This is a genomic window from Thioalkalivibrio thiocyanoxidans ARh2, from assembly GCF_000385215.1.
GTDB lineage: Bacteria > Pseudomonadota > Gammaproteobacteria > Ectothiorhodospirales > Ectothiorhodospiraceae > Thioalkalivibrio > Thioalkalivibrio thiocyanoxidans.
The window spans coordinates 1-25,794 of record NZ_ARQK01000043.1 but is presented as its reverse complement, the minus strand read 5'-3'; the positions used below and the strand labels follow the sequence as shown (position 1 = coordinate 25,794).

Sequence of the window (25,794 nt, the reverse complement as noted above, 5' to 3'; positions counted from 1 at the left end):
CCGCCCGAAGGCGGTGTTCACAAACGCCGTCAGGCGGTGTGGTGATCAGCCACCACGGACATGGGCATCGCACCAGCCCTCGGCGTTGACCAGGACGTCCTGGAATGCCTGATGGTGGCAGCCGCCCCAGCCGTTCTCTTCTTCACCCGCCCAGAACGCGCAGTTTTCGCAGATCGCTCCGTCTTCGTAGGCGTCGTGGTCGGCCGCGTCGGCGGCATCGTTCACGTAGTCGTGCGCGTGGCCATCCTCGGCCTTCGGTTTGGCATAGGCGACGCCGAAGGTGGTCAAACTGGCGAGCGGGATGGCTGCCACGGCCACGGAAGCGCGGCGGAGAAAGGCTCGACGATTCGCGTTCGGTTGATCGGACATGGAGTGACCTCCGTAAAACATTTGAATTGAGTCTGAAACCGATCCGGGGTACGCGGAATACCAGCGGATCTGTCCGTTTGAGTGCGGGACTGCACGGGTGTTCCCGGACAAATGGGCCCCGGTTCGACTCCGCCCCGGAAGATGCATCGGCGTCACGAAAAATTCCATCGTGGGCGGAATCCGTCGCTCAGGGTTCCGCGAAGGTTCCCGGCTATGGATGGATGATCTAGGATTCAAGTCGTGCCGTCGGGTGGTGGCGATCCGAGGATCGAGCCCGCCCGAAGGGAATCCTGGATGGAAAGACGCGGAGGTGGGCTATGTTGAAGAGTCGTTCGTTCTGGGTGGTGCTTGCGGCAGGTGCCGTTGCACTGGGCACCACCGGTGTGGCGCAGGCACAGGAACGGGGTGCGCAGCCAAGCCTGGCGGTGATGGCCGGCTCGGTCTCGCCCGACCCCTCCGGGACCAGCTCGGACTGGGGCTATGGCGTCGAGTTCGGGCACAACTGCCGACTGCTGCAGCCGCAGGTCGGGGTGCTTCGGCATAATCTCAGCGTCAGCCGCTACAGCGAGGATCCGCTGCGCATGACCAGCGCCGAGCTCAACAGCCACTGGATGTTCGATGCGACATCGAACCTGCAGATCGGTTTTGGTCCCGGGATCGGCTACGTACGCGCCAAGCTGGGCGACGAAACCAACGGCGTCTGGGCGGCGCAGCTGGGGGCCAGTCTGAAGTACAACATGGATAACCGCATGTTCCTCGGCCTGGAGGCACGCCATCAGTTCACCGAAAGCGATCGCTTTCGCAATGGTCGCGAGGATGTCGACAACTTCCGGGTGATGGCCAAGGTGGGCGTCAACTTCTAGGGAGACGCCCGCTTCGGCGCTCTAGGGAGACGCTGATTTAATCGCGCGTCCGCGCTCGAGTCGCTTTTGCGTGGGAACAAGGCGCGGTGACTGCCGTGCAGTCACCCTGTACAAGGGAACTGCAGCCGCGCGCGTTGGCCCGTTGCCATCAGGTGTGGGCGTGCGAGCCTCTTGCGCAAGAAGCTGGGGGGTGCCCCTGCCATCGATCCTGCGTCGGGCGGCCGGTAGAACCACGATCCGCTGCGCGACCCGCCCGGTCCTGGAACGTGTACATTGACCGGCGTCTCCACAGAGAGAGGCTGGCCTCCCGGCATCGATATCGTATGGACGATTCACAAGACGTGCAGGCCCCGCAAAGCGGGCCCACCGCGTGGCACGCCCTGGATCCCGATGCGGCCCTGCGCGAGCGCGACAGCTCCCGTGAGGGGCTCTCCAGTGACGTGGCCCGCGAGCGGCTGGAGCGCTATGGCAAGAACCAGCTGCGTCCGCCGGAGCAGGCGGGGCTGGTCCGGCGCTTTTTCCGTCACTTCCACAACATCCTGATCTACATCCTCCTGGCCGCCGCGGCCGGGACGGCACTGCTCGGCCACTGGGTCGATACCGGCGTGATCCTGGCCGTAGTGCTGATCAACACCCTGATCGGCTTTGTCCAGGAGGGTAAGGCGGAGAAGGCGCTGGATGCGATCCGCAAGATGCTTTCACCGCGCGCGCTGGCGCTGCGCGATGGCCATCGACGCGAGGTCCCGGCCGAGGAGCTGGTCCCGGGCGATGTCGTGTACCTGCAGGCGGGCGACCGTGTGCCGGCGGACCTGCGCCTGCTGGAGGCCAAGAATCTGCGCATCGAGGAGGCGGTGCTGACCGGGGAATCGGTCGCAGTGGACAAGACCCCCGATGCGACCGAACGCGAGGCAGACCTGGGGGACCGTACCTGCATGGCCTTCTCGGGCACGCTGGTTGCCTTCGGGCGCGGGCACGGGGTGGTGGTGGCCACCGGAGAGTTCACCGAGATCGGTCGTATCTCGTCGATGCTGGGCGAGGTCGAGAGCCTGCAGACTCCGCTGGTACGGCAGATGGAGCAGTTCGGGCGCTGGCTGGCGGCGGTCGTCGTGGTGATCTCCGCTGCGACCTTTGCCTTCGGCTACTGGGTGCGCAGCTACCCGCTGGACGAGATGTTCCTGGCGGCGGCCAGTCTGGCGGTCTCCTCCATTCCCGAGGGGCTGCCGGCGATCATGACCATCGCGCTGGCCATCGGTGTACAGAAAATGGCGCGGCGCAATGCCATTATCCGCCGTCTGCCCGCAGTGGAGACGCTGGGTTCGGTTTCCGCGATCTGCTCCGACAAGACCGGCACGCTGACACGCAACGAGATGACGGTGCAGACCGTGTGCACGGCGGACGCGGAGTATCAGGTCTCCGGGGTGGGGTATGTCCCGCAGGGCTGTTTCTCCCTGGATCAGCAGGAGGTGGAGGCCGACGAACAGCCGGTGCTGCAGGAGGTGTTGCGCGCGGGCCTTCTGTGCAACGACGCGCAGGTCTTCGAGCGCGAGGGCGAGTGGGTGATGGAGGGCGACCCGACCGAGGGGGCGCTGGTGGTGGCCGCGCGCAAGGGGGGACTCGATCCGCATCTGGAGTCGGAGCGGTTGCCGCGTACCGACGTGATCCCGTTCGAGTCCGATCACCGCTACATGGCGACCCTGCATCATGACCACGAGGGGCATGCATGGATTTATCTGAAAGGGGCCCCGGAACGCGTGCTGGAGCTATGCGATCGGATCCGTACGCGCAAGGGGATTGGTGACCTCGACCGCGATGCCTGGTACCAGGCAATGGAGGGCATTGCGGCTCGGGGGCAGCGGCTGCTGGCCATTGCGACCCGCCATGTTGAGCCCGGTCAGCGCGAGCTCCATTTCGAACACGTCGACGAGGGCGGGTTTGCCCTGCTCGCCCTGGTGGGGATTATCGACCCGCCGCGGGACGAGGCGATTCAGGCAGTGGCCGAATGCCGCGAGGCCGGCATCCGCGTGAAGATGATCACCGGCGATCATCTGGCGACCGCGCGCGCTATTGGCGAGCAGCTGGGGCTGGGACACGATGCCGAGGCGCATGCGGGGCACGAGCTGGATGACGTGGACGACGACCGCCTGGCGCAGATGGCCGAGGCCACCGACGTGTTCGCGCGTACCTCGCCCGAGCACAAGTTGCGGCTGGTGCGGGCCCTGCAGGGTCGCGGCCGGATCGTCGCCATGACCGGGGACGGAGTGAACGACGCCCCGGCGCTCAAGCGGGCCGATGTTGGCGTCGCGATGGGTGGCAAGGGGACCGAAGCCGCCAAGGAGGCCTCGGAGATGGTGCTGGCGGACGACAATTTCGCCTCGATTGCCCATGCGGTCGAGGAAGGGCGCACTGTCTACGACAACATCCGCAAGGCCATCCTGCACATGCTGCCGACCAACGCCGGGCAGTCACTGACCATCATGATGGCGATCCTGATGGGGCTGGCCCTGCCGCTGACGCCGGTGCAGGTGCTGTGGGTGAACATGGTGACCTCGGTGACCCTGGCCATGGCCCTGGCCTTCGAACGGGCCGAGCCGGGGGTGATGCAGCGCCCGCCCCGAGACCCCGATACGCCGCTCTTGTCCGGTTTTCTGCTGTGGCGCATCCCGTTTGTTGCGATCCTGCTGTGGCTCGGGACCTTCGGGCATTTCGTCTACATGGAGACGGTACTCGGCGTAGACGAGGAGCTGGCGCGTACCATTGCGATCAATACCCTGGTGGCCGGGCAGGCCTTTTACCTCCTCAATCTGCGCCTGATCCACCAGCCGGTGCTGCCGGGGCTCGAGCTGTTGCGCTCGCACAGCATGTGGATCGCGATCGGGGTCCTGGTCCTGCTCCAGCTGGCCTTTACCTACGTCCCGGTGATGCACGCCCTGTTCGGCACGACCACGATCGACCTGGCCGACTGGCTGCGAATCCTGGCCTTTGGTCTCGCAGTGTTCGTGATCGTGGAGCTGGAGAAACTGGTCGTGCGTCAGGTGCTGGCCCGCCGTCGGGGGATCGCCCCGACGGCGGTGTAGCCCCGGTCTGGCCCGTCGATAACCTCAGGTGGCATCCAGTGGAAGCTGGTCGGCCGCCAGGAGTGCGTCGGCCTTTGCGGCAGGGACGGGGCGGGAGTAATAGTATCCTTGGGCACGCGCGCATCCGAGCGCCCGCAAGGTGGCCGCATGGGTATTGCTCTCGACCCCTTCGGCCACCGCCTCCAGGCCGAGATTGCGCGCCATGTTGATCACGGTTTGCACGAGGCGCTGGCTGTATTCGTCGCGGTCCAGTCCGGCCACGAAGGCACGATCGATCTTCAGGATGTCCAGTGGCAGGCGGTGAAGATAGCTGAGCGACGAATAGCCAGTCCCGAAATCGTCCATGGCGAGGCTGACGCCCAGGGCCTTCAGGCCTTTCAGGGTTGCGATGAGTTCGTCGAGGTTGCCCAGCGTCGCGGTCTCGGTGATTTCCAGGCGCAGTTGCTCCGGTGGCGTATCCGTTCCGCGCAGAATCATCGCGACCTCGTCCACCAGCTCGGGGCGGGTGAGCTGGCGCGCCGAGAGGTTGGTGCTGATCGTGAGCGGCGGACCGCTGCGTTGCGCATTCCAGGTCTGTAGCTGGGCGCAGGCCGCGTACAGCACCTGCATGTCGATCAGATGGACCAGCCCGGCATCCTCCGCGATCGGGATGAAGCGGTCCGGGAACAGGAGTTCGCCGTCTCGCTGCCAGCGCACCAGGGCCTCGAACCCGGTAATGCGGTTGTTCGCCAGGGACATGATCGGCTGGTAGTGCACGACAAAGGCGTTGCGTTCCACCGATTCGCGCAGATGGGTTTCCAGGCGCAGGCTCTCCAGGGCCTCGGTTTGCATGCCGGGGTCGCAGAATTCGCAACGGGCCTTGCCGAGCGACTTGGCACGGTACATGGCCATGTCCGCCTCGCGCATCAGGTCCTCGGCGCGGGTCGGGCCTTCCCCATCCGTTCCGGCGACCGGGCACGCGCGGCCGTAGGGGCGCGTTGCGATACCGATGCTGACCGTCACATAGACCGTCTGGCCGGCCACCGAAAAAGGTTCGTGCAGTACCGCCTGCAGGCGCTCGGCGACGCGCAGCGCATCCACCGGATCGTGCAGCCCCTCCAGCAGGATGGTGAACTCGTCGCCGCCCAGGCGCGCGAGGGTGTCGTCGGGCCGGGTGTTGTGGTCGCTGCCGGGACGCGAGACGGTGTCGTTCTGGCGCAGGGCTGTCAGCAGGCGCTGCCCCACTTGGGTCAGCAGTTCGTCGCCGGCCGTGTGCCCGAGGCTGTCGTTAACGAGTTTGAAGCGGTCGAGGTCGACGAACAGTACAGCAAACAGGGATTCCGGCTCCCGCGTGTAACGGGCGATGGTGTGCTCCAGACGATCGTGGAACAGCCGCCGGTTGGGCAGTCCTGTCAGCGGGTCATGCGAGGCATGGTGGATCAGCCGCTCGGCGTGGCGGTTGCGCTCGACGACCCGGCCCAGCTGCACACCGGTCTGAGCCAGCAAGGCCAGCACCTCCGGCTGCTCGGGTTCGGTCTCGGCGGCGAAGAACTCCAGCACACAGGCGATCTCGTGTCCGATCAGGACCGGAAAGGCGAAGCCGGAGCGCAGGCCGCTCAGGGCCGCCGCCGCGTGCCGGCGGAAATCGGGGTCGCGTTCCAGGTTCTCGACCCAGACCGGGGCACGCTGTTCGAGGACCCGTCCGGGCAGGCCCTGTCCAGGCGCGAAGTTCGTCTCCTCCGTGCATTCGCGGAAAGCCTCGACGGGGTCGGGCGTGTGCAGGTGCCAGATGCCGGTAGGGCTGAGTTCCAGTTCGCCGTTCGCGGCCTTGCGCGCGAGGTAGGCATGGCCCACCGGCCAGTCGAGGAATTGGCCGATTGCGGACAACGCCGTACGCAGGACTTCGGCGATGGAGTCGGACTGATTGGCGGCGGACGCAATGGTGTTGAGCAGCTCGATCTGCTGCTGCTTCGCATAGAGGTCCTGCAGGCGGGTCTCCGCCAGCGATTCGGCCCGTCGACGGGCCTCGCGCTCCTCCCGGACCAGGTCTTCCAGACGTAACCGCTCATCCTCCGGGATTACGTCGCTACGGCGGCGATTCATGGGCGGTTTCCGTGTTCGCGGCGGCCACTGGCTGCATCGTGCATGGGCGTCCCTGGTGTTTCCATACCCTGGGTGTGAACGCGGCGGATCATAACCCTTTCCGGGCGTTACATCTCGGGAGACGCCGTGGCGCAAGCCGCTATTCCCCTGCCTGGAGGTGGCTATGGCCCTCGCGAGCCGCAGTTGGGTGCGGGCAATCCCTGCCAGACAACCCTTCAGGGATGTTCGTGTCCCGTGGAATGACTGCGCGGATCCGACTCGTGGGTGATCCAGGGTTCGCCCATTTCTTCCTCCCAGGCCTCCTGGGTCGGGTGGTTGCGGTCGTACTGGGTCCACGCCTCAAAGATCTCGTCGGGCCACTGCGCTTGCAGGTAGGCGATGATGGCCTCCACGTCGTCGTAGGAGAGCGTGTCTTCGAAGCTGGGCATGGCCCCGCCCCGCGGTTCGGCGCCGTAGCGGATCATGTCCCGGAGTTGCCAGTAGGGGTGGTGCCAGGTATGGGCGCTGCCGTCCAGGGGCGGGGGCGGGAGGTAGCCGTCTTCGTCGCGGTGGCGCCAGTTCTCCGCCCCCTCGCGATTCTCGCCGTGGCAGACCGCGCAGTGCTGCATGTACAGCCGTTCACCGAATTGCAGGGTTTCTTCGTCCCAGTCCTGCTTATGGTGTTCTGGGGTGGTGTCTAGGCCTGGCAGACCGTCGCACCCGACCAGGGCCGCGCTGGCGAACAGCGCGGCCAGGGAAGGGAGGAGCGAGGGTAGCCGGCGTCCGTGTCGGCTTGGGCTCATTCGCCCTCCAGTGCCGGATCGTCGGTGTCGGCCGGTTCTTGCGGGGCCTCCACAGCGTCCGGGTCGTCCTGTTCGGCTGGCGCGCGTTCGCCGCGGAAGGCGTCGCGTACCGAATCCCAGGCCTGGCGTGAACCGTCGCGTACGCCGCCCCAGGCATCGCGGGCCCCTTCGCGCACTCCCTCCCATGCACCGGCGGAGCGATCGCGGGTCTCGGCGGACCATTCGGCCAGGTTGTCGCGTTCGCGTACCAGGGCGTCATAGGCCTGTTCGCGGCGCTCGCGGGTGGCATCGCTCAGATCGTCCCAGCCCTCGCGGGTGCGTTCGCGCAGGGTCGTAAGCTGCTGGTCCATTGTGTCCAGGGTTTCGCGGGAGCGCGAGCGGGCCGCTTCGCGGTCCTGTTCGGCATCGGCCTGAATCTCTTCGCGTGTCTGCGCCCAGTCTTCGCGCAGCTCCTCCATTTCGGTCGCGGTTTCGTCCTCGGCGGCCTGCTCCTCGGCCAGCACGAGTGGTGCGCTGAGCGCCAGTGCGGCAGCGGCCACCAGGGCGAGTCCTGTTGTGCGGATGTGGTCCATCATCGTATCCCCCGTGGGAATGGGCTTGTGGTCATGTGATGATAGGACGTTTGCGCCGTGCAATTTGTTGCAATCGGCGATGGATTTGCGACCGGAGGCACGCGATGGGCGACAAACGGGTTATCGGGGCGGTGCTGGTAATGGGCCTGCTGGCGGGGTGTGCGCCATTTCCCTCGGAGCAGAAGGGCGCGACCGACGTGTTCCAGCCGCAGCCGACCGAACGCAAGCCACTCGAGATCCCGGAACTCGAACCGGCCGCGACGCCGGGGGCGGCGGTGATGGACTGGGTGGATGCCAGCGGCTGGCGCGAGGGTCTGGGCACGGACTATTCCAGCCTCGAAATCCGCTACGAGCGGCGGGAGCGGGCCGAGGTCTTCGTCAAGAACCTGCGCGACGATGCCGTGCGCGATCACGAATACCGGCTGACCCTCCGTGAACGCGAGGACGGCTGGGCGGTGACCGGGGTGGAGCGGCGCGTGATCTGCCGCCGAGGACTGTCCGGCGACGGGCTTTGCCGCTGATCTGTCGTTTCGCGACCGGTCGCTAGCGGCGGCGCGCCAGGGACAGGCCGTCACCAATCGGTACCAGCGAGAGGTCGATGCGCTCGTCGCGATGCAGCGCCTGATTGAAGTCGCGGATGGCCCGGGTGTCTTCGTCATCGCAGTCCCGGTCGGCCACCTGGCCATGCCAGAGCGTGTTGTCCACCATGATCAGTCCGCCCGGGCGGACCAGTCGCAGGCAGGCCTCGAAATACGCCGGATAACCGGTCTTGTCCGCGTCGATGAATGCAAGATCGAAGCGCTCGCTCTGCCCTTCGGCCTCCAGTTGCTGCAGGCTTGCGCGTGCATCGCCCAGGCGCAGGTCCATGCGCGCGTCCAGGCCGGCCCGGTCCCAGTAACGCCGGGCGATCGCGGTCCAGGCCTCGCTGTTGTCCAGGCAGACGACCTCGCCGCCTTCGAGAAGGGCCTGCCCTACGGCCAGTGCGCTGTAGCCGGTAAAGGTGCCGACTTCCAGATAGCGCCGGGCCCCGATCAGACGCGCCAGCAGGGCCATGAACTGCCCCTGTTCGGGGGCGATCTGCATGTTGTGCTCTGGCATCCCCGCGGTTTCCGCACGCAGCTCCGCGAGCAGGCTGGACTCGCGCAGCGAGCGGTCCAGCACATAGGCCTGGAGGCGGTCATCGAGTCCGATCGAACGGTTGGACATCACGGTTCCTTATCAATGGCCAGCGTAGTGGATGCAGGGCGAGCACCATCAGCACGACCAGTGCGGCCCACTCGACAGCGGGCGGGATCCATTCGGTGGCCTGTCCCGGGGTGATCCCGGGGCTCAGCCCGGTCGCGCTCAGCCCGGCATCCAGTATCAGACCCAGCGCGATGGTGCTGGCGCCAATGCCCAGTAAGTAAAGACTCAGCGCAGCGTTGCCCAGTTCCCGCCGGAACACGCCCAGGGTCGCCAGGCTGGTGATCGGGGCGGCCAGCAGGAATACCAGCACGGCGCCAGGAGAAACCCCGGCCGCCAGCAGGGCGACCGCGATGGGGGTGGCCGCGGTCGCACACAGGTACATCGGGATGCCGATCACGGCGAGCAGCAGCATGGCCGGCAGCCCGCTGCCATATTCCGCCAGTGCGGCCGGTGGCACCAGGGCCAGCAACGCCCCGGCAACGAACAGTCCGATCACCAGCCAGAGACGGATGTCATCCAGCACGTCGCCAAACGCGTAGCGCTGGCCCTCCAGCAGGCGCGTCCATGGGCCCGGCGCCGTGGCGGATGCTGCTCCCCCTCCATCGCAGGAAGCCGCGGTGCAGCAGTCTTGTGGCGTCCGGGTATCGTCCGCATGCGCCGCGGGAGCGCGCGTGCGCCCGACCAGCAGGCCCGTGGCGATGGCCGTCACCACGGCGCCGGCGACCCGGGCGACGGTCATCAGGGGGCCGAGCAGGGCATAGCTGATCGCCACCGAGTCGACGCCCACGCCCGGGGTGCCGATCAGGAATGCCGTGGTCGGGCCCCGTCCGGCGCCGCCCCGGTGCAGTGCCAGGGCGGTCGGGATCGCCCCGCAGGAGCAAAGCGGCAAGGGTGCCCCGGCAATGGCGGCGCGGGCGGTCGGTGCCAGACCCGTGCCGCCCAGCCAGCGCTGCAGCGCCGCCTCTGGCAGGAAGGCCTTGACCAGTCCGGCCGCGGCCAGGCCCAGCAGCAGCCACGGGGCGGCCGTCAGGGCGAGTTCCAGCGTAGCGCTCAGGATCGCGGCGATCATTGGTCGATCGTCGTCTCGGGACGTCGCCGCTGCAAGAGTCCTCGAGGGCAGCGACGGATGGTGGCTGGCGAGACAGGGGTCGGCAGAGTCCGCTGTGCCCGGCTACACTGCGCCACGGAATCATCCGAAACGGACAAGGAGCGGAATATGGAAGGGTATGCACTGGCCACCGTGGTGCACGTGCTGGCGGTCGTGATCTGGGTGGGCGGGATGTTCTTCGCCTGGATGTTCCTGCGGCCGACGGCGGCACGGCAGCTCGACGACATGGCGCGGCTGCGCCTGTGGGAAGAGGTGTTCCAGCGCTTCTTCCCCTGGGTGTGGGCGGCGGTCGTGGCGCTGCTGATCACCGGCTTCCACATGATCTTCCTGGTGTTTGGCGGCATGGACAGCGTGCATCCCAGCGTGCACACCATGCTGGCGCTGGGCCTGATCATGATGGCGATCTTCGCCCATGTGGTATTCGCCCCGTACCGCCGTATGCGCCAGGCGATCGCGGCCAATGACACCGCGGAGGGCCTGCGCCGTCTGGGACAGATCCGCCGGCTGGTGGGCATCAACACCCTGATCGGGCTGGTCACCATCATCGTGGCCTCCGGTGGTCCGCTGATGCCGCAATAAGGCCTGCGCCGGGCAGCCGGCTGTCCGGCGCAGCGTTGCCCGCGTTGCGTCCTCTCAATCCGTTGTCCGCAGGGCCGGATGCCAGACCAGTTGTGGCACGCTGGGCGGTTCGACCGTTACGGCCGCGTTCTGGTCGAATCCGACCAGCCAGGCATCCAGCTCGGAGGCGCCCATCCCCAGCACGCAGTAGCCGGGCTCGTCGGGCCAGTGGCCGGCCGGGTCCCGGTGGACCGTGGGCCAGCAGTGCCAGCCGGCCTGCGCGAGATCGCGTTCGAGGCGGGCCTGTCGCGCGCGGTTCTCCGGCTCCGGTACAAGGTGGCTGCGCGGGTTCCATGCGGTCAGCAGGCTGGCCCGGCTCACCCCCTGTGCCTGCAGGGCGGCCTCGAGACGCGGGTCGCGCTGGCCGATGCGCAGGAACAACGTCTGCCCGGGGGCCTCGATCCGGTAGTGCGTGGCGGCGTAGGCCCGGGTCAGCGCCACCTTTGTCTCGGGCGTGTCGATCGGTGTCCCGTCCCCTCTTGAGTTTGACGCCATCCCGGGGCACTCTCGCGTGTGGTCGTGTGGATTCACGATCACACAGGGGGACAGCATGCGCGTCAAGGATTGGACTCAGACCTGCCGGGCGGTCGGTGACGACCCGACGATTGCGCGGGCGCATGCCCCGGGGGCCGGAAGGCCGGCGGGCTGATCGTGTCCGTTGATCGCCTGCGCGTCCCGGGAATCACCAGCGTGTTTGCGCTGGTGCTGCTGCTGGTCGCGGCAATCGCGGTCTTCAGCTGGTTGCGGGTGCAACACCTGCAGCAGGACATCCAGACCCTCACCGAGGAACACATCCAGAAAGTCGACCATGTCCACCGCATGCGCAGCCTGGTGCGCGAGCGAGTGCTGCGCGCCTCGCTGGTGGTGAGCGCGGAGGACACCGCGCTGCAGGAGCGCTATCACCGGGAGTTTCGCGATCTCGCGCCCCAGTTCGTCGAGACGCTGGCGGCGGCCGAGGCGCAGGCGGAAGGGGCCGCGGATCGCCAGCGCATGCAGGAGTTGCGCGAGCTGACTTCGATCGGCGCCCCGCTGCTCGAAGATATTGTCGATCTCGCGCTGGTCGGGGACCGTAACGAGGCCCTGGGCATGCTGTACGCCGATCTGATGCCGATCCAGGAGGAAGTCCTGGGGCAGATGGAACGCATCCTGGAGAACTTTCACCGCGACAACGCCCAGGCGATCGAGGCCATGGCGCAACGCCATGAACAAAGCCAGGAATGGATGCTCTGGGCGACTGTTCTGGCGGCCGTTCTGATCGTTCTGCTCGGGGGGCGTGTGCGTTATCGCCTGCGGCGCAACCACCAGGCGCTGCAGGAAGAGTTGCGCGAGCGTGCGCGAGTGGAGGCGCGCCTGCGCGAGACCCAGGGGGGGCTGGAGGCGGCAGTGGCGCGCCGCACGGCGGAGCTCGAGGAGACCACGGCGCGCCTGGAAGAGGCACAACGCAGCGCAGGTGCGGGGTTCTGGGACTGGGATATCCGCAACGGTCAGTTGAACTGGTCCGCCCATGTGTTCGAACTCTTCGGGCTGGATCCCAGACTGAACGAGGCGGGCTTCGAGTCCTACATCCATGCGGTGCATCCCGATGACCGCGCGCGCGCACGGCGCACCATCAACCAGGCGCTGGCCAGCGAGGCGGTGTATCGCGTCGATCACCGGGTCGTGCGTCCGGATGGTGGGGTGCGTCATGTGCGCGTGGAAGGCGAGATCGCCCGTGACGACACGGGCCGGCCATTGCAGGTCCTGGGAATGGTGCGGGATGTCACCCTCGAGAAGGCCTCCGAGGAACGCCTCTGGCATCAGGCCCATCACGATTCGCTGACCGGGCTTGCCAACCGCAGCCTGTTCCAGGAACACCTGCGCCAGGCCATGCGCCGTGCCCAGCGCAACGAGACGGGGCTGGCCCTGGTGGTCTGCGACCTGGACGGCTTTAAGCCAATCAACGACCGCCTGGGTCACGACGCGGGCGATGTGGTGCTGGTGACGGTGGCCGGGCGCCTGCGCGAAGGGGTGCGCGAGAGCGATGTGGTGGCCCGCATGGGCGGTGACGAGTTTGTGATCCTGCTGGAGAACATGGACGACCCGGATGCCCTGCTCGGGGTCGGGCTGAAACTGATTGAACGCTTTGCCGAGCCCATCGAGGTCAATCGCGAGGCGGTGCACGTGGGGCTCAGCATGGGCGCGGCCCTGTACCCGCATGACAGTGCGGACCCGGAGGGCCTGATGTTGCAGGCGGATCGTGCGATGTATGCGGCCAAGGAGGCCGGGGGCGGTGGAATCGTGCTGCACGAACAGGTCGATGTCAGCCGCGTCAGCCAGGCGGGTACGCGGCATCGCCGGCGCGGGCCACTGGGCTGTGGCCTTGGTCTGGAGACTCGCTAATCAGCCTTGGCGGTGCACGGCCGGGGTGACGTTACGTTCCAGCCAGGCCGCGAATTCGTCTTCCGCGATCGGTTCGCCGTAGAGGAACCCCTGGAAACGTGTGCAGCCCAGGGCCAGCAGGCGCTGGCGCTGGGCCTCCTGCGCCACGCCCTCGGCGATCACCCGCAGGCCCATGTTGTGGCCGATATCGAGGATATTTTCGATCAGCATCTGTTCGCCCTTGTGCACCAGCTCGTCGATGAACGACTTGTCGATCTTGAGCTCGTCCAGCGGCAGATCGCGCAGATAGGCCAGCGACGAATACCCCGTGCCGAAATCGTCCAGTGCCACCTGGACACCGAACTTGCGCAGGGCCCGCAGCTTGGCGATGGCGTCGGACAGGTCGCGCAGCAGACCCGACTCGGTCACCTCCAGGGTGATCCGGCCGGGGTCCAGCTCGGTAGCCTCCACGCGCTCCCTGAGCTGTTCGACGAAATCGGGGCGGGCCAGCTGCCAGGGCGAGATGTTGATGGCCACGCGAGGCGGCAGCGGCAGGCCCCGGGCGTGCCAGCCCCGAAGGTTATCCAGGGCGTGTTCGATGACCCAGGTGCCGATGGAGTGGATCAGCCCGGTCTCCTCGGCGATGGGGATGAACAGTGCCGGGCTGACCGGGCCCAGTCCCGGGTGTGTCCAGCGCAACAGTGCCTCGACACCGATCAAATGCCCCTGGGCATCGAACTGGGCCTGGTAGTCCAGATGCATCTCCCGGTTCGCCAGGGCCTGGCGCAACCCCTCCTCGATCTGCAGGCGGGCGTGAGCCTCGTCCTGCAGGGCATGGCGGTAGAACTGCACTCCACCGCGTCCCGCCCGCTTCGCCTGATACAGCGCGATGTCGGCATGGCGCAAGGCATCCGAGGAGGTCTGACCTGCGTCCGGGAACAGCACGCAGCCCAGGCTGGCGCCGACGCTGAAGGTGCGTTCCCCCACCACAATCGGGTGCTGCAGGGCGTCCAGCAGCCGGTGGGCCGCGGCGTTGACCGTGGCCTCGGTCGCCTGACGTGATGCGCGTCGGGGATGGATCAGGGTGGCGAACTCGTCTCCGCCCAGGCGTACCACCAGCGCCTTTTCGGGTGCGTTCTGGCGCAGGCGGTCGGCGACCGCGGCCAGCACGGTGTCACCGACCGCGTGCCCCAGGGCATCGTTGATGGTCTTGAAGTGGTCCAGATCGATCAGGATGAGCCCGCCATGCAGGCCCCCGTGATAGGCCAGATCCAGATCCCGGGTCAGCGCATCGTGCAGCTGGGTGCGATTGGCCAGGCCGGTTAGCGGGTCGTGATAGGCAAGTCGGCGGATATGTTCCTCGCCTTCCAGTCGTTCGAGTTCGGCCGCGGCCCGGTCGGCAAAGATCTCGAGGATGCCGGCTGCCTGCTCGGTCTCGTCCAGCGGGTAGCGATTGACGATGGCGATGTGTCCGAGCTCGCGCCCTTGGCTGTCGAGCATGGGAGCCCCGAGATAGCTGCGAGCCCCCATCTCCACCAGGAGCCCGTCTTGCGGAAATAGCTCCTGAACGTGGTCGGGGTAGACGCACAGGCCGCGCGCGAGCACTTCGTCACAGGGGGTTCCGGTCAGGGCGTAGCGGATGTTGTCCACCAGCTCGCCACCCTGACAAAGTGCCTTTGTCTCGATATGGCCAGGCATGTCCGGGACATTGACACCCACCAGGGCATAGTCGGCACGAAAGACCTCGCGCAGCCGCAGTACCAGATTCTGGAAGAAGCTCTCCCGGTCGTGGGCGCGAAAACCCTGGGCGATCACGCGCAGGGCCTCTTCGCCACGCCGGGCGAGCGTGATGTCCTCCTGCATCACGATGACGTCCTGCACCTCGCCCCGGTGGTCCTTCAGGGGGTAAACGCAACCCTTCAACCAGCGGTTCCCCGCCTGTTGGGTGACAGGGTCGAGCCCCGTTCGATCAGCAAACGGCCCGATGTACTGCCGTTCGCCCCGAGCCGCTGCGCGGACCGCCTCGGTGATGCGTCCGTCGATGGGATCAGGGCAGTGCAACACGCTGGAATCCCGCACGCGTTCGCCATCGCGCCCGTGCATCGCTTCCCAGGCGGCGTTCACCTGGCGCACTCGGCCCTCGGGCGTCAGCACCTCTACCGCGACGGGGGCTTGCTGCACCAGGTCGCGAAAGCGGTGTTCCGATTCACGCACGCGTTCCTGGGTCTCCCGGTGCAGCGCCAGGCTCATGACCAGGATCATACCCAGATAGCCGAACACCGCGAGGGGAATGGAATCGATGGCACCAAGCCGTACCAGGGCGCCCTGGGCCGTCCCCAGCAGGAACAGCACGATCGCTCCCAGCAGGACCAGGGGGCTCGTGCCACCCTCGCGCAGCCACCGATGCAACAGTGCCCACAGGGCGAAGCCGAACACCAGCAGCAGACCGGACAGCCCCAGCAGAAACCACGGGCTCGAGGGGCCTGCCGCGAGCGATACCGTCTCGCCCCAGGGCAGGGTCACCGTGCGCAGCTCCGCGGCCTCGCCCAGCTGCAACCCATAGGGCTGTTGGACATTGACGACCCAGACGACGACCACCAGGGCCCCCAGGATTACGAGCAGGCCGCGCGCGGGGGTGCCGGTATAGCGGGCGATGAAGGCAGCGAACAGCACATACAGAGGCGCGATCAGGGCGTAATACGCCTTGATGGGGCCGGTATAGGCCTCAATGGTTGCTGCCTGGTACGACAGGGCAACGCTGATCGCGGCACCTGCAACCAGCAGGCACATCGCGGCAAACAGCAGGTGTTCCGCGCGGCGCAGGCTTTGGGTGGCGTGCAGCAGGTGGGTCGCCGTGGCGTATACGCATAGCCCGGCGAGCAGGTACAGCGCTGCGATCAGTGGACCGTCCATGATCGACCCCCTGGGTCAGGGTTTTCCCTTTAGTGTTAGCGGCGAAAACCCATACTCTCTTGAGAGTTAAGCACAGCCGGGGCCGGTTTGCGCGCCGCGGGGGCGACTTACAAGTACGGGGTCAGCAGGCGTGCGGCGCCGTCGCGCAGTCGGGCGGGCAGGCTGCGGGCGTGAACATCGTCCAGCGTCAGCGGGTGGGAACGCGAACGCAGGTCCTCCGCCCAGTCGGCCAGCTGTTGTGCCAGCTCGCGGTCCAGGCATTCGAGGTTGCACTCGAAGTTGAGCCGCAGGCTGCGCGGGTCCCAGTTGGCCGATCCCACCAGGATCCATTCACGGTCGACCAGCATCAGCTTGGAGTGGTTGAACGGAGGGGGCGTTAGCCAGATGCGGCACCCGCGCGTGAGGATCTCTCCGTGCAGCGGGCGGCCGGCCCATTCGACCAGGCGCAGGTTGTTGCGTGCGGGCAGGAGCAGATCAACCTCGATACCCCGTAACGCTGCGGCCTTGAGGGCCCCCAGCAGCTCCAGGTCGGGCAGGAAGTAGGGCGTGACCACGGTGATGCGTTCGCGCGCCTCCGCGATTGCGGCCAGCAGGGTGAACTTGATGACCTCGAAGTCCTCATCGGGGCCGTCCGGCAGGGCGCGGCACAAGAGCGCACCGGCCGGGCGCGACATCTCCGGGAACCAGGGTGCACCTTCCAGTTTCTCCTGGGTGCTGAATTGCCAGTCTTCCGCGAATATCCGCTGGAGCTGCAGGCAGATCGGTCCGCGAACCTCGAAGTGCAGATCCTGTATAGGGTGCGGTCCCGGATCGCTCGCGCTGTGCCCGCGGCGGATATTCATGCCGCCGGTGAAGCCGTGTTCGCCATCCACCAGCAGCATCTTGCGGTGATTGCGCAGATTGAATGCGGCGAGGGTGCGCGGCAGGTGATGCACGGGCATGAAGGCGGCGGCCGGGATGCCGGCCCGCCTGAGAAAACGCAGGGTATTGCGGCGGCTGTAGCGGGCACCGATACCGTCGATCAGCACACGCACCTCGACACCGCGGTCGCGGGCCGCTTTGAGGTGGCGCACGAAGCGTTGTCCGACCACGTCGTAATCAAAGATGTAGGTCGCCAGGGTGATGCTCTGTGACGCGCCATCGATCGCCTCGAGCATCGCCGCGTAGGCCTGGTCTCCGCTGAGCAGCGGGCGTACCGAATTGCCTGTGCTGGCGCGAAACGGCGCGAGCCGATCGCCACAGCCGAGCAGTCGTGACCAGCGTGGCGGAATGCCCGTCTCGTTGGTGTTGTGCGCCGCGGGGTCGACCAGCAGATGGCCCTCGCGCAGGGCGTGGGCGCGGCGCCGGATGCGGTTGACCCCGAACATCCAGTACAGGATCGATCCTGCCACCGGCAGCAGAACGATCAGGCCCACCCACGCGATGACAGTGCCGGTCTCGCGGCGCTGGAGCAGTGCGTGCATCACACTGGCGGCGGCCAGTGCAAAAGCGGCAAAGGCAGTGATACTGGCGGTCCAGCCGGTACCCAGCACGGCATTCTCCCCGGGAATGGAACGGTGGCGGCGTGATCGCTACAGTACGCGGGCCGGGCGTGCGGTAAAAGGCCGCCATGGTGATCCATCCGCCCTTCGAGAGAGCCGATGACCGATATCGAGACCCCCAGCCTGTTCGCCAACAGTGGCGAGCAGCTGCCGCTGAAGGATTTTACCGAGAAGGCGTACCTGGACTACTCCATGTACGTGATCCTGGACCGTGCGCTGCCGCACATCGGCGACGGACTCAAGCCCGTGCAGCGCCGCATCATCTACGCGATGAGCGAGCTGGGGCTCTCGGCCACGGCCAAGTACAAGAAGTCGGCGCGCACCGTCGGTGACGTGCTCGGCAAGTTCCATCCGCACGGCGACTCGGCGTGCTACGAGGCGATGGTGCTGATGGCGCAGCCCTTCTCCTACCGCTACCCGTTCGTCGACGGGCAGGGCAACTGGGGCTCGCCGGACGATCCCAAGTCCTTCGCCGCGATGCGCTACACCGAGTCACGCCTGTCGCGCTACGCACAGCTGCTGCTCTCGGAGCTGGGGCAGGGCACGGTGGACTGGGTGCCGAACTTCGACGGCGCGCTGGAGGAGCCGAAGATGCTCCCGGCGCGGCTGCCGAACGTGCTGCTGAACGGCGGCTCCGGGATCGCGGTGGGCATGGCCACCGACATCCCGCCGCACAATCTGCGCGAGGTGGCCGCGGCCTGCGTGCACCTGTTGGAAAACCCCAGGGCGACGGTCGCGGAGCTGTGCGAGCACCTGCCCGCGCCGGACTTTCCCACCGAGGCCGAGATCATTTCCCCGCCCGCCGAGCTGAGCCGGGTCTACGAGACCGGGCAGGGCTCGATCCGCGCGCGGGCACGCTATGAACGCGAAGGCGACGACCTCGTGGTCACCGCGCTGCCGCACCAGGTCTCCGGGGCGAAGCTGCTGGAGCAGATCGCCAGCCAGATCCGCGCGAAGAAGCTGCCAATGGTCGAGGACCTGCGCGACGAGTCCGACCACGAGCACCCGACCCGCCTGGTGATCACCCCGCGCTCGAACCGCGTCGATGTCGAGGCGCTGATGGCGCACCTGTTCGCGACCACGGACCTGGAAAAGACCTACCGCGTGAACATGAACGTGATCGGCCTTGACGGGCGCCCGCAGGTGCGCGACCTGGCCGGGCTGCTGTCGGAGTGGCTGGACTTCCGCATCGAGACCGTGCGCCGGCGCCTGCAGTGGCGCCTGGAGAAGGTGCAGGCGCGACTGCATGTGCTGGAAGGCCTGCTGATCGCCTATCTCAACATCGACGAGGTAATCGCGATCATCCGCGAGTACGACCAACCGAAGCCCGAGCTGATGAGCCGCTTTGGCCTGTCCGACATCCAGGCCGAGGCGATCCTGGAGCTGAAGCTGCGCCACCTGGCGAAGCTCGAGGAGATGAAGATCCGTGGCGAGCAGGATGAACTGGCGCAGGAGCGCGACCAGCTGGAGAAGACCCTGGGGTCGGAGCGTCGCCTGCGCACCCAGGTGCGCCGCGAGATCGAGAAGGACGCCGCGGACTACGGCGACGAACGCCGCTCGCCGCTGGTCCAGCGCGCCGCCGCGCAGGCGCTGGACGAATCCGCGCTGGTGCCCACCGAGCCGCTGACCATCGTGCTGTCGGAGAAGGGCTGGGCGCGCGCAGCCAAGGGCCACGACGTGGACGCCCGCGGCCTGAACTACAAGGCCGGGGATGCCTTCCAGGCCGCAGTCACCGGGCGCAGCAACCAGCCGGTCGTGTTCATCGACTCCACCGGCCGCACCTATACCATCCCCGCCCATACCCTGCCGTCCGCGCGCGGGCAGGGCGAGCCACTGTCCGGCCGCGTGAATCCGCCGGAGGGCGCGCGGTTTGTCGGCATGGCCACCGGGGCGGAGGAAGACCGCTGGCTGCTGGGCTCGGATCACGGCTACGGCTTCGTCGCGAAGCTGGGCGATCTGCTGGGGCGGCAGAAGGCCGGCAAGAACGTGCTCACGGTGCCCGACGGGGCCGCCGTGCTGCAGCCGGCGCCGGTGCGCAACCCGCACGAGGATCACATCGCCGTCGTCACCACGCGTGGTTATCTGCTGCTGTTCCCGGCCACCGAGCTGCCGGAGCTGGCGCGCGGCAAGGGCAACAAGCTGATCGGCATCCCGTCCGCGGCCCTCAAGGATAGCTCCGAACGGGTGCTCGACGTGGCCGTGCTGGGGCCGCAGGACACCCTGGTCGTGCACGCCGGCAAGCGCTTCAAGGCGCTGGCCCCGGCCGAGTGGGCGGAGTACGTTGGCGAGCGCGCCCGGCGCGGGCGCCAGCTGCCGCGCGGCTACCAGAACGCCGACTGGATGGAGGTGCGTCCGGCCTGAACCGCGGGGACCAACCGTGGTCTGTGGAGGGGGTCGGGCTTGAATTTTGCGGCCATGCCCCGACTATAAGCACATCCCGAAGATTTAATTGATGGAGTACAGGAAGGCTTCATGAAACGTATTGCGCTGTTTCTGGCGACGAACTTCGCCATCATTATCGTGCTCAGCATCACCCTGCGCCTGCTGGGTGTGGAGCGCATCCTCGACGAGGAGGGGGTCCACCTCGACCTCAATGCGCTGCTGATCTTTGCCGCGGTGTTCGGCTTTGGCGGCTCCTTCATCTCGCTGGCCATCTCCAAGTGGATGGCGAAGAAGACCATGAAGGTCCATGTGATCGACAAGCCGCGCAATGCGACCGAGCAGTGGCTGGTGGAGACGGTGCAGCGCCAGGCCCGCGAGTCCGGGATCGGCATGCCGGAGGTGGGCATCTACGACTCCCCGGACCCGAACGCCTTCGCTACCGGCATGAGCAAGAACAACGCGCTGGTCGCGGTCAGCACCGGGCTGATGCAGAACATGAGCCAGGGCGAGGTCGAGGCTGTGCTGGGCCACGAGGTCGGGCACGTGGCCAATGGCGACATGGTCACGCTGGCGCTGATCCAGGGCGTGGTGAACACCTTCGTGATCTTCCTGGCACGTGTGGCCGGTCATTTCGTCGACCGCGTGGTGTTCAAGAACGAGGCGGGCCATGGCCCGGCGTTCTGGATCACGACCATCGTCACCGAGATCATCCTGGCGATCCTCGCCTCGATTATCGTCATGTGGTTCTCCCGTCAGCGCGAGTTCCGGGCCGACGAGGCGGGCGCGAAGCTCGCCGGTCGCGACAAGATGATCGGTGCGCTGGAGTCGCTGGCGCGCGCGTCGGGACGTCCGGTGGACATGCCCGATCAGATGGCCGCCTTCGGCATCCGTGGGGGCATGGCCCAGGGGCTGAAGAAGCTGTTCATGAGCCACCCGCCGATCGAGCAGCGCATCGCGGCGCTGCGGGCAAACAGCTGATCCGTATCGGGTCGTCAGGCAGGAATCGGCAAGGCCGCCCACAGGGCGGCCTTCTTCGTTTGGGGGCGGGTCCGCTCGTAGGATGCGTTGAGCGAAGCGAAACGCATCAATAATAGCGTCCGCGGCCAGGCTGGCCGCCAGCGGCGAGAGCCGCATCCCCGACAAACGGGTTGCTGCGGCGCTCCTCCCCGAAGGTCGACTCCGGACCGTGTCCGGGGACGAAGCGCACATCGTCGCCCAGCGGCCAGAGGCGCTGGGTGATGGATTCGATCAGTTGCGGTCCGTTGCCGCGCGGGAAGTCGCTGCGCCCGATGGCACCATGAAACAGCACGTCACCCACCAGGGCGAGGCGGCTTTCGCGATCGAAGAACACGATATGACCCGGGGTGTGCCCCGGGCAGTGGAGTACCTCCAGCGTTGTCTCGCCCAGCGATAGTTTCTCGCCATCGTGCAGCCAGCGGTCGGGTACCAGCGCAGGCATCTCGGGAAAACCGAACATCTGGCACTGCATCGGCAGCTGATCCAGCCAGAAGGCATCCTCGGCCTGTGGGCCCAGGATCGGGATGTTGCAGCGCCGGGCCATCTCGGCAGCCGCACCAACGTGGTCGAGGTGGCCATGGGTTAGCAGGATGCAGTCCAGCCGTACTTCTTCTCGCCTTGCGATCTCGATCAACGTGTCGGCTTCGGCCCCGGGGTCCACCCAGGCGGCGGCAAGTGTCCGGTCGCACCAGATCAGGGTGGCGTTCTGGGCCAGCGCGGTCACGGGATGGCTCAAGTGGCGGAGCATAGGGCTGCATCAATCCGTAGTGAGAACACGATTGTGCCTTTTTTCAGTTCGTGACGAGAATCCGGGAATAGAACGCGCGCCTCTGCGTCCTTAAGGGTGTGCAGGTCTTGAAAAAAGCGGTCGAGCGGAGTGGCCCACGAGTACGACCCCCTGCGTACGAGGCCGCTTGACAAGAAGATCGCTATATTAGAAGATTTGCATACGCTGTTTGTTGACCCCCTGTCAGCATCAGCGGACTCCTCCATCCTCCTTTGGTGGTTTTCTTGGCGCGGGCTTCGACCCGCGCTTTTTTTTTGCCCGGAATTCGCATCCCGCCAAAGCCCTGCCTAACATGGCAGCGATGTCCTGGCCCCCGAACGTCCGATGCCCACACGCCTGAACAGTCTGCGCAATGCGGTGTTGCTGTTTGTCCTGCTGCCCCTGCTGCTGGTGGTCGGGGGTACGGTGACGCTCGGGCTGCAGGAGTTCCAGACCCAGATGGAAAACCGCATGCAGGCCGATATCGAGCTGGTCGCACGCTCCATTCGCCTGCCGGTAGCCACCGCGATGATGGATCAGGACGTGACCACGGTGCAGCAGTCACTGGACTCGCTGTTCCAGATCGACCAGGTGTTTGGCGTCTACGTCTATGACGCCCAGGGCGACATGGTCGCTACCAGCGGACCGCCCAGCCCCACGATCCGCCACCCGGGCGAGGCCCAGGCGATCAGCGAGACCGGCAGCCTCGGTGCGTTCGACGAGCACCAGGGACGCGAGGTGTTCTCGTTCTTCCTGCCGCTGTCGGACTCCGCCGGGCGCATCGTCGGTCTGTTGCAGGTGACCCGCGACGTCTCGCCGTTCCGCGCCTATGTCTCGCAGCTGCGCTGGCAGGGAGGCATGGTGATGCTGGCGGTCAGCGTGCTGTTCCTGCTGGTGGTGCTGATTGGCCACCATCGTGCGGTCGGGCGTCATGTGGCGCGCCTGATCGGCGCCATGCGGGATATCGGCGAGGGCCAGCGCGGGCTGCGAGCCCCGGAGAAGGGCCCCTGGGAACTGCGCCGTCTGGCGATCACGATGAACGGGATGCTGGAGCGCCGCGAGGCCTCCGAGGCCGCGTTGCAGGCCCAGCGTGAGGAGCAGGCGCGGCTGGAGGAAAAACTGCGTCACTCGGAAAAGCTGGCGGCCATCGGCCAGCTGGCGGCCGGGGTCGCGCACGAACTGGGCACGCCCCTGGGGATTATCGCCGGGCGCGCCCAGCGCGCCGCGCGACGACTTCCCGAGGGCGAACCCGCGCACAAGGAGATGAAGGAACTGCAGACCGAACTCGAGCGCGTGGAGATTATCGTGCGCCAGCTCCTGGATTTCGCGCGACGCAATCCACTGCAGCAGCGCCCGCTGGAACTGGAAGGGCTGGTGCGCGAGATCGTGGCGCGCGTGCAGGAGCGTGGCAAGGGCCGCGAGCGGGTACGCTTTGATCTGGATGGAGGGCCGCTGACCGTGGCGGCCGACCGGCTGCGTCTGGGGCAGGCCCTGGAGAACCTGATCGACAACGCCGCGCAGGCCGCTGCCGAATGCGTACGGGTGAGCTGGTCTTGCCAGGGCGACACGCTCGAATTCGTGGTGGCCGACGACGGCCCGCGCGTGGGGCGCGGCATCTCGGATGAGCAGGCCGAACGCCTTTTCGAACCCTTCTTTACGACCAAGCCGACGGGCGAGGGGACTGGCCTGGGGCTGGCGGTCGCACAGGTGGCGCTGGAGGATCATGGCGGTCAGGTAAGGCTGGATCGCGACGACCCGCAACTCACGCGCTTTGTAGTCACGCTGCCGCTCGCTTCCGGCGCCTGTCGCGAAGGGGAGTCGGAACCGTCCGGGTCGGAGTCGGTCCAGGACGCGCAGGCAACAGGTGGAGGAGCGGCATGAGCATGTCCCGGGGTGACGAACTGAACGATCGCGTGCTGATCGTCGAGGACGACCGGGGCCATCGCGAGCTCCTGGCCGAGGAACTGGCCGAGGTGGGTTATACGGTCACCGCGGTGGAGTCGGCCGAGGAGGCCGAGCAGGTCCTGCGCCAGCAAACCGTTTCGCTGGTGGTCAGTGATCTGCGTCTGCCCGGTGCCGATGGCTTCCGCGTTCTGGAGGTGGCGCGCGACACGGTGCCGGTACCCGGGTTCATCATGCTCACTGGCTTCGGCACCATCGATCAGGCCGTGACGGCACTGAAGGCGGGTGCGGATGACTTCCTGACCAAGCCGGTCGATCTGGACCACCTGCGCCTGGCGGCCGAGCGGGTCGCCGAGGCCCGCCGCCTGCGGGCGGAGGTGCGCCAGTATCGCGAGGTCCTCGCTGCCGACGAGAGCTTCCATGGAATGCAGGGCAAGAGCCCGGCCATGCTCAAGTTGCACGACCTGATTCGGCGGATCGCCGCGGCCGATGGCAGCGTGCTCATTACCGGCGAATCGGGGACCGGCAAGGAGCTGGTTGCCCGCGCCCTGCATGCGGAAAGTGACCGCGCCAACGGGCCGTTCATTGCGCTGAACTGCGCGGGGATCCCGGAGACCCTGCTGGAGTCGGAGCTGCTGGGGCATGTCGCCGGGGCCTTCAGTGGGGCCAAGGGCGCGCGCCGGGGTCTTTTCACGGAAGCCGATGGTGGCACGCTGTTCCTGGACGAGATCGCCGAGATGCCGGTGGCGATGCAGAGCAAGCTGCTGCGGCTGCTGCAGGACGGGCGGGTCCGCCCGGTGGGCTCGAACGAGGAGATCGAGACGGACGTGCGCATCGTGGCCGCCACACACCAGGACCTGCAGGAACGGATCCGCCAGGAACAATTCCGCGAGGACCTCTATTACCGCCTCGAAACCTTTCGCATCGAGATACCGCCCCTGCGCGAACGGGGGGATGACATCGAGCGCCTGGCGCAGCAGTTCCTGCGCGAACAGGCGCTGGCGCGCGGGCTACCCGCGCGTGAGCTGAGTCCCGAGGCGATGCGCGCCTTGCTGCGCTACAGCTTTCCCGGGAACGTCCGCGAGCTGGCCAGCCTGATGGAGCGTGCGGCGACCCTCGCAACCGGCGAGGTGATCGAGCTGCGGGATCTGCCCGAGCGTGTGCGCCAGTCAGAGGCCACGAGCGGATCGCATGAATCGTCCGGGGTTGTTTCCGGCGCCGGTCTGCCGGTACCCGGAACCGGCGATGACAGTCACTGGCCCAGTTTGGCCGAGGTCGAACAGGCCTATGTACGCCGGGTCCTGGAGCATGTGGAGGGCAACAAGCAGCGCGCTGCACGCATACTGGGGATCGGCCGCAAGACGCTCTATCGCAAGCTCGGCGAGAGCGAGGCAGATTCTCCCCGGGAATGAGCGCCTGTGTTTGTGGTCGTGCGTCCTGTCAGACTGACCCTTGCCCTCGATGGGCCGTACTGACCCGGGTCGCCCTGACCCATGTGTCATTTTGACCCGGGCTTCCCCGTGACCCAGGTCCGCACCGTGAAAGCGTGTGTATTTGTAAGTATCTGAACAAAAACGATCTCGAGTTCTTTGGCCGTTGTTGGCACGGGCCCTGCTATCTCCTTGGGTGCAGTCAACCGAAAGCCAATCGAGCCCATTCCGTTGACTGTGCTGAAACTTCAAATGAAGGAGAGAAGCACTATGTCGACTTTCCGTAAATCTGCTCTTGCCATCGCCATGAGTTCCCTGTTCGCCCTCGGTGGCCTGAGCGCCGCGCAAGCCCAGGGCATGGGCGAAGGTGCCGAGGCACCGGACGAGGATGAACAGGAAGAACAGGGTGGTATGCCGCCCCAGATGATGGTCCAGGCGGGCGAGCCTGCCGCACCGCCGGCCGATGACGACGACGAAGATGAGGGCAACGGCGGCATGCCCCCGCAGCTGACCCAGGCGGGTGAAGCTGGTGCGCCCCCGGCCGAAGAAGATGACGACGACGAGGGCAATGGTGGCGGTATGCCCCCGCAGCTGACCCAGGCGGGTGAAGCTGGTGCGCCCCCGGCCGAAGAAGATGACGATGACGAGGGCAATGGTGGCGGTATGCCCCCGCAGCTGACCCAGGCGGGTGAAGCTGGTGCGCCTCCGGCCGAAGAAGATGACGACGACGAAGGCAATGGCGGTATGCCCCCGCAGATGGTCCAGGCCGGTGATGCTGCGGGCCCTGCGGACGAAGATGACGACGACGAGGGCAATGGCGGCATGCCTCCGC

The 25,794-nt window shown here is 66.8% G+C and carries 20 protein-coding genes; 10 read left to right on the top strand and 10 right to left on the bottom strand.

Going from position 1 to position 25,794, the window contains the following annotated elements; all coding sequences use genetic code 11:
* Nucleotides 1–45: 45 nt before the first annotated feature.
* Nucleotides 46–369: a high-potential iron-sulfur protein gene (locus G372_RS0104715; protein ID WP_018865309.1), complete on the bottom strand. Its 324-nt coding sequence runs from the start codon at nucleotides 367–369 to the stop codon at nucleotides 46–48.
* A gap of 317 nt (nucleotides 370–686) precedes the next feature.
* Here G372_RS0104715 and G372_RS0104710 point away from each other — a divergent pair, with 317 nt between their 5' ends.
* The gene (locus tag G372_RS0104710) at nucleotides 687–1,232 is read left to right on the top strand and encodes an outer membrane beta-barrel protein (RefSeq protein WP_018865310.1); all 546 of its coding nucleotides are present in this window, start codon (nucleotides 687–689) and stop codon (nucleotides 1,230–1,232) included.
* A 323-nt stretch (nucleotides 1,233–1,555) separates the two neighbouring features.
* Complete coding sequence (locus G372_RS0104705; protein ID WP_019623690.1) at nucleotides 1,556–4,306, top strand: cation-transporting P-type ATPase; 2,751 nt, start codon at nucleotides 1,556–1,558, stop codon at nucleotides 4,304–4,306.
* A gap of 24 nt (nucleotides 4,307–4,330) precedes the next feature.
* On the opposite strand, the gene G372_RS0104700 is transcribed toward G372_RS0104705, so the two are convergent.
* The 3 genes from G372_RS0104700 to G372_RS0104690 all read right to left on the bottom strand — a co-directional run bounded on the left by G372_RS0104700 (nucleotide 4,331) and on the right by G372_RS0104690 (nucleotide 7,745).
* On the bottom strand, nucleotides 4,331–6,388 hold the full coding sequence (locus G372_RS0104700; protein ID WP_019623689.1) for a putative bifunctional diguanylate cyclase/phosphodiesterase: 2,058 nt from the start codon (nucleotides 6,386–6,388) through the stop codon (nucleotides 4,331–4,333).
* 215 nt (nucleotides 6,389–6,603) lie between these two features.
* Nucleotides 6,604–7,170, bottom strand: a complete 567-nt coding sequence (locus tag G372_RS0104695; protein WP_018865313.1) for a c-type cytochrome — start codon at nucleotides 7,168–7,170, stop codon at nucleotides 6,604–6,606.
* The gene (locus tag G372_RS0104690) at nucleotides 7,167–7,745 is read right to left on the bottom strand and encodes a hypothetical protein (RefSeq protein WP_019623688.1); all 579 of its coding nucleotides are present in this window, start codon (nucleotides 7,743–7,745) and stop codon (nucleotides 7,167–7,169) included. The genes G372_RS0104695 and G372_RS0104690 overlap by 4 nt, the downstream gene beginning before the upstream one ends.
* 101 nt (nucleotides 7,746–7,846) lie before the next feature.
* Here G372_RS0104690 and G372_RS13485 point away from each other — a divergent pair, with 101 nt between their 5' ends.
* The gene (locus G372_RS13485; protein WP_018865315.1) at nucleotides 7,847–8,263 is read left to right on the top strand and encodes a hypothetical protein; all 417 of its coding nucleotides are present in this window, start codon (nucleotides 7,847–7,849) and stop codon (nucleotides 8,261–8,263) included.
* A 22-nt stretch (nucleotides 8,264–8,285) separates the two neighbouring features.
* Here G372_RS13485 and G372_RS0104680 read toward each other — a convergent pair whose 3' ends face one another.
* Complete coding sequence (locus tag G372_RS0104680; RefSeq protein WP_018865316.1) at nucleotides 8,286–8,948, bottom strand: O-methyltransferase; 663 nt, start codon at nucleotides 8,946–8,948, stop codon at nucleotides 8,286–8,288.
* Nucleotides 8,920–9,996 (bottom strand): SO_0444 family Cu/Zn efflux transporter, encoded by a 1,077-nt coding sequence (locus tag G372_RS0104675; RefSeq protein ID WP_019623687.1) that lies wholly within the window; start codon nucleotides 9,994–9,996, stop codon nucleotides 8,920–8,922. The genes G372_RS0104680 and G372_RS0104675 overlap by 29 nt, the downstream gene beginning before the upstream one ends.
* A 147-nt stretch (nucleotides 9,997–10,143) precedes the next feature.
* Here G372_RS0104675 and G372_RS0104670 point away from each other — a divergent pair, with 147 nt between their 5' ends.
* Nucleotides 10,144–10,614 carry a DUF4149 domain-containing protein gene (locus G372_RS0104670; protein ID WP_018860563.1) on the top strand — a complete coding sequence of 157 codons (471 nt, stop codon included), beginning with the start codon at nucleotides 10,144–10,146 and terminating at the stop codon, nucleotides 10,612–10,614.
* A 54-nt stretch (nucleotides 10,615–10,668) separates the two neighbouring features.
* Here G372_RS0104670 and G372_RS0104665 read toward each other — a convergent pair whose 3' ends face one another.
* Nucleotides 10,669–11,148: a DUF3293 domain-containing protein gene (locus G372_RS0104665; protein ID WP_244263184.1), complete on the bottom strand. Its 480-nt coding sequence runs from the start codon at nucleotides 11,146–11,148 to the stop codon at nucleotides 10,669–10,671.
* 156 nt (nucleotides 11,149–11,304) lie between these two features.
* Between G372_RS0104665 and G372_RS0104660 the strand changes: the two genes are divergently transcribed.
* Nucleotides 11,305–13,032, top strand: coding sequence for a diguanylate cyclase domain-containing protein (locus G372_RS0104660; protein WP_019623685.1), 1,728 nt, complete (start codon nucleotides 11,305–11,307; stop codon nucleotides 13,030–13,032).
* Here G372_RS0104660 and G372_RS0104655 read toward each other — a convergent pair whose 3' ends face one another.
* Nucleotides 13,033–15,924 carry an EAL domain-containing protein gene (locus G372_RS0104655; protein WP_019623684.1) on the bottom strand — a complete coding sequence of 964 codons (2,892 nt, stop codon included), beginning with the start codon at nucleotides 15,922–15,924 and terminating at the stop codon, nucleotides 13,033–13,035. It lies immediately after the preceding gene.
* 107 nt (nucleotides 15,925–16,031) lie between these two features.
* On the bottom strand, nucleotides 16,032–17,456 hold the full coding sequence (locus G372_RS0104650) for a phospholipase D-like domain-containing protein (RefSeq protein ID WP_019623683.1): 1,425 nt from the start codon (nucleotides 17,454–17,456) through the stop codon (nucleotides 16,032–16,034).
* Between the two features lie 108 nt (nucleotides 17,457–17,564).
* Here G372_RS0104650 and parC point away from each other — a divergent pair, with 108 nt between their 5' ends.
* Both parC and htpX read left to right on the top strand, forming a co-directional pair.
* Nucleotides 17,565–19,826 (top strand): DNA topoisomerase IV subunit A, encoded by a 2,262-nt coding sequence (gene parC / locus G372_RS0104645; RefSeq protein ID WP_019623682.1) that lies wholly within the window; start codon nucleotides 17,565–17,567, stop codon nucleotides 19,824–19,826.
* A gap of 111 nt (nucleotides 19,827–19,937) precedes the next feature.
* Nucleotides 19,938–20,825, top strand: a complete 888-nt coding sequence (gene htpX, locus G372_RS0104640) for a protease HtpX (protein ID WP_018865324.1) — start codon at nucleotides 19,938–19,940, stop codon at nucleotides 20,823–20,825.
* A 106-nt stretch (nucleotides 20,826–20,931) separates the two neighbouring features.
* On the opposite strand, the gene G372_RS0104635 is transcribed toward htpX, so the two are convergent.
* A complete protein-coding gene (locus G372_RS0104635; RefSeq protein WP_019623681.1) occupies nucleotides 20,932–21,612 on the bottom strand; it encodes an MBL fold metallo-hydrolase in 681 nt (226 codons plus the stop codon).
* A 363-nt stretch (nucleotides 21,613–21,975) separates the two neighbouring features.
* Between G372_RS0104635 and G372_RS0104630 the strand changes: the two genes are divergently transcribed.
* The 3 genes from G372_RS0104630 to G372_RS0104620 all read left to right on the top strand — a co-directional run.
* Nucleotides 21,976–23,511 carry a sensor histidine kinase gene (locus tag G372_RS0104630; protein ID WP_019623680.1) on the top strand — a complete coding sequence of 512 codons (1,536 nt, stop codon included), beginning with the start codon at nucleotides 21,976–21,978 and terminating at the stop codon, nucleotides 23,509–23,511.
* Nucleotides 23,508–24,944 carry a sigma-54-dependent transcriptional regulator gene (locus tag G372_RS0104625; protein ID WP_019623679.1) on the top strand — a complete coding sequence of 479 codons (1,437 nt, stop codon included), beginning with the start codon at nucleotides 23,508–23,510 and terminating at the stop codon, nucleotides 24,942–24,944. Before G372_RS0104630 ends, G372_RS0104625 begins: the two co-directional genes overlap by 4 nt.
* A 288-nt stretch (nucleotides 24,945–25,232) precedes the next feature.
* Nucleotides 25,233–25,794, top strand: a 562-nt coding sequence (locus G372_RS0104620) for a hypothetical protein (RefSeq protein WP_020008833.1), incomplete at its 3' end; no start/stop codon positions are given.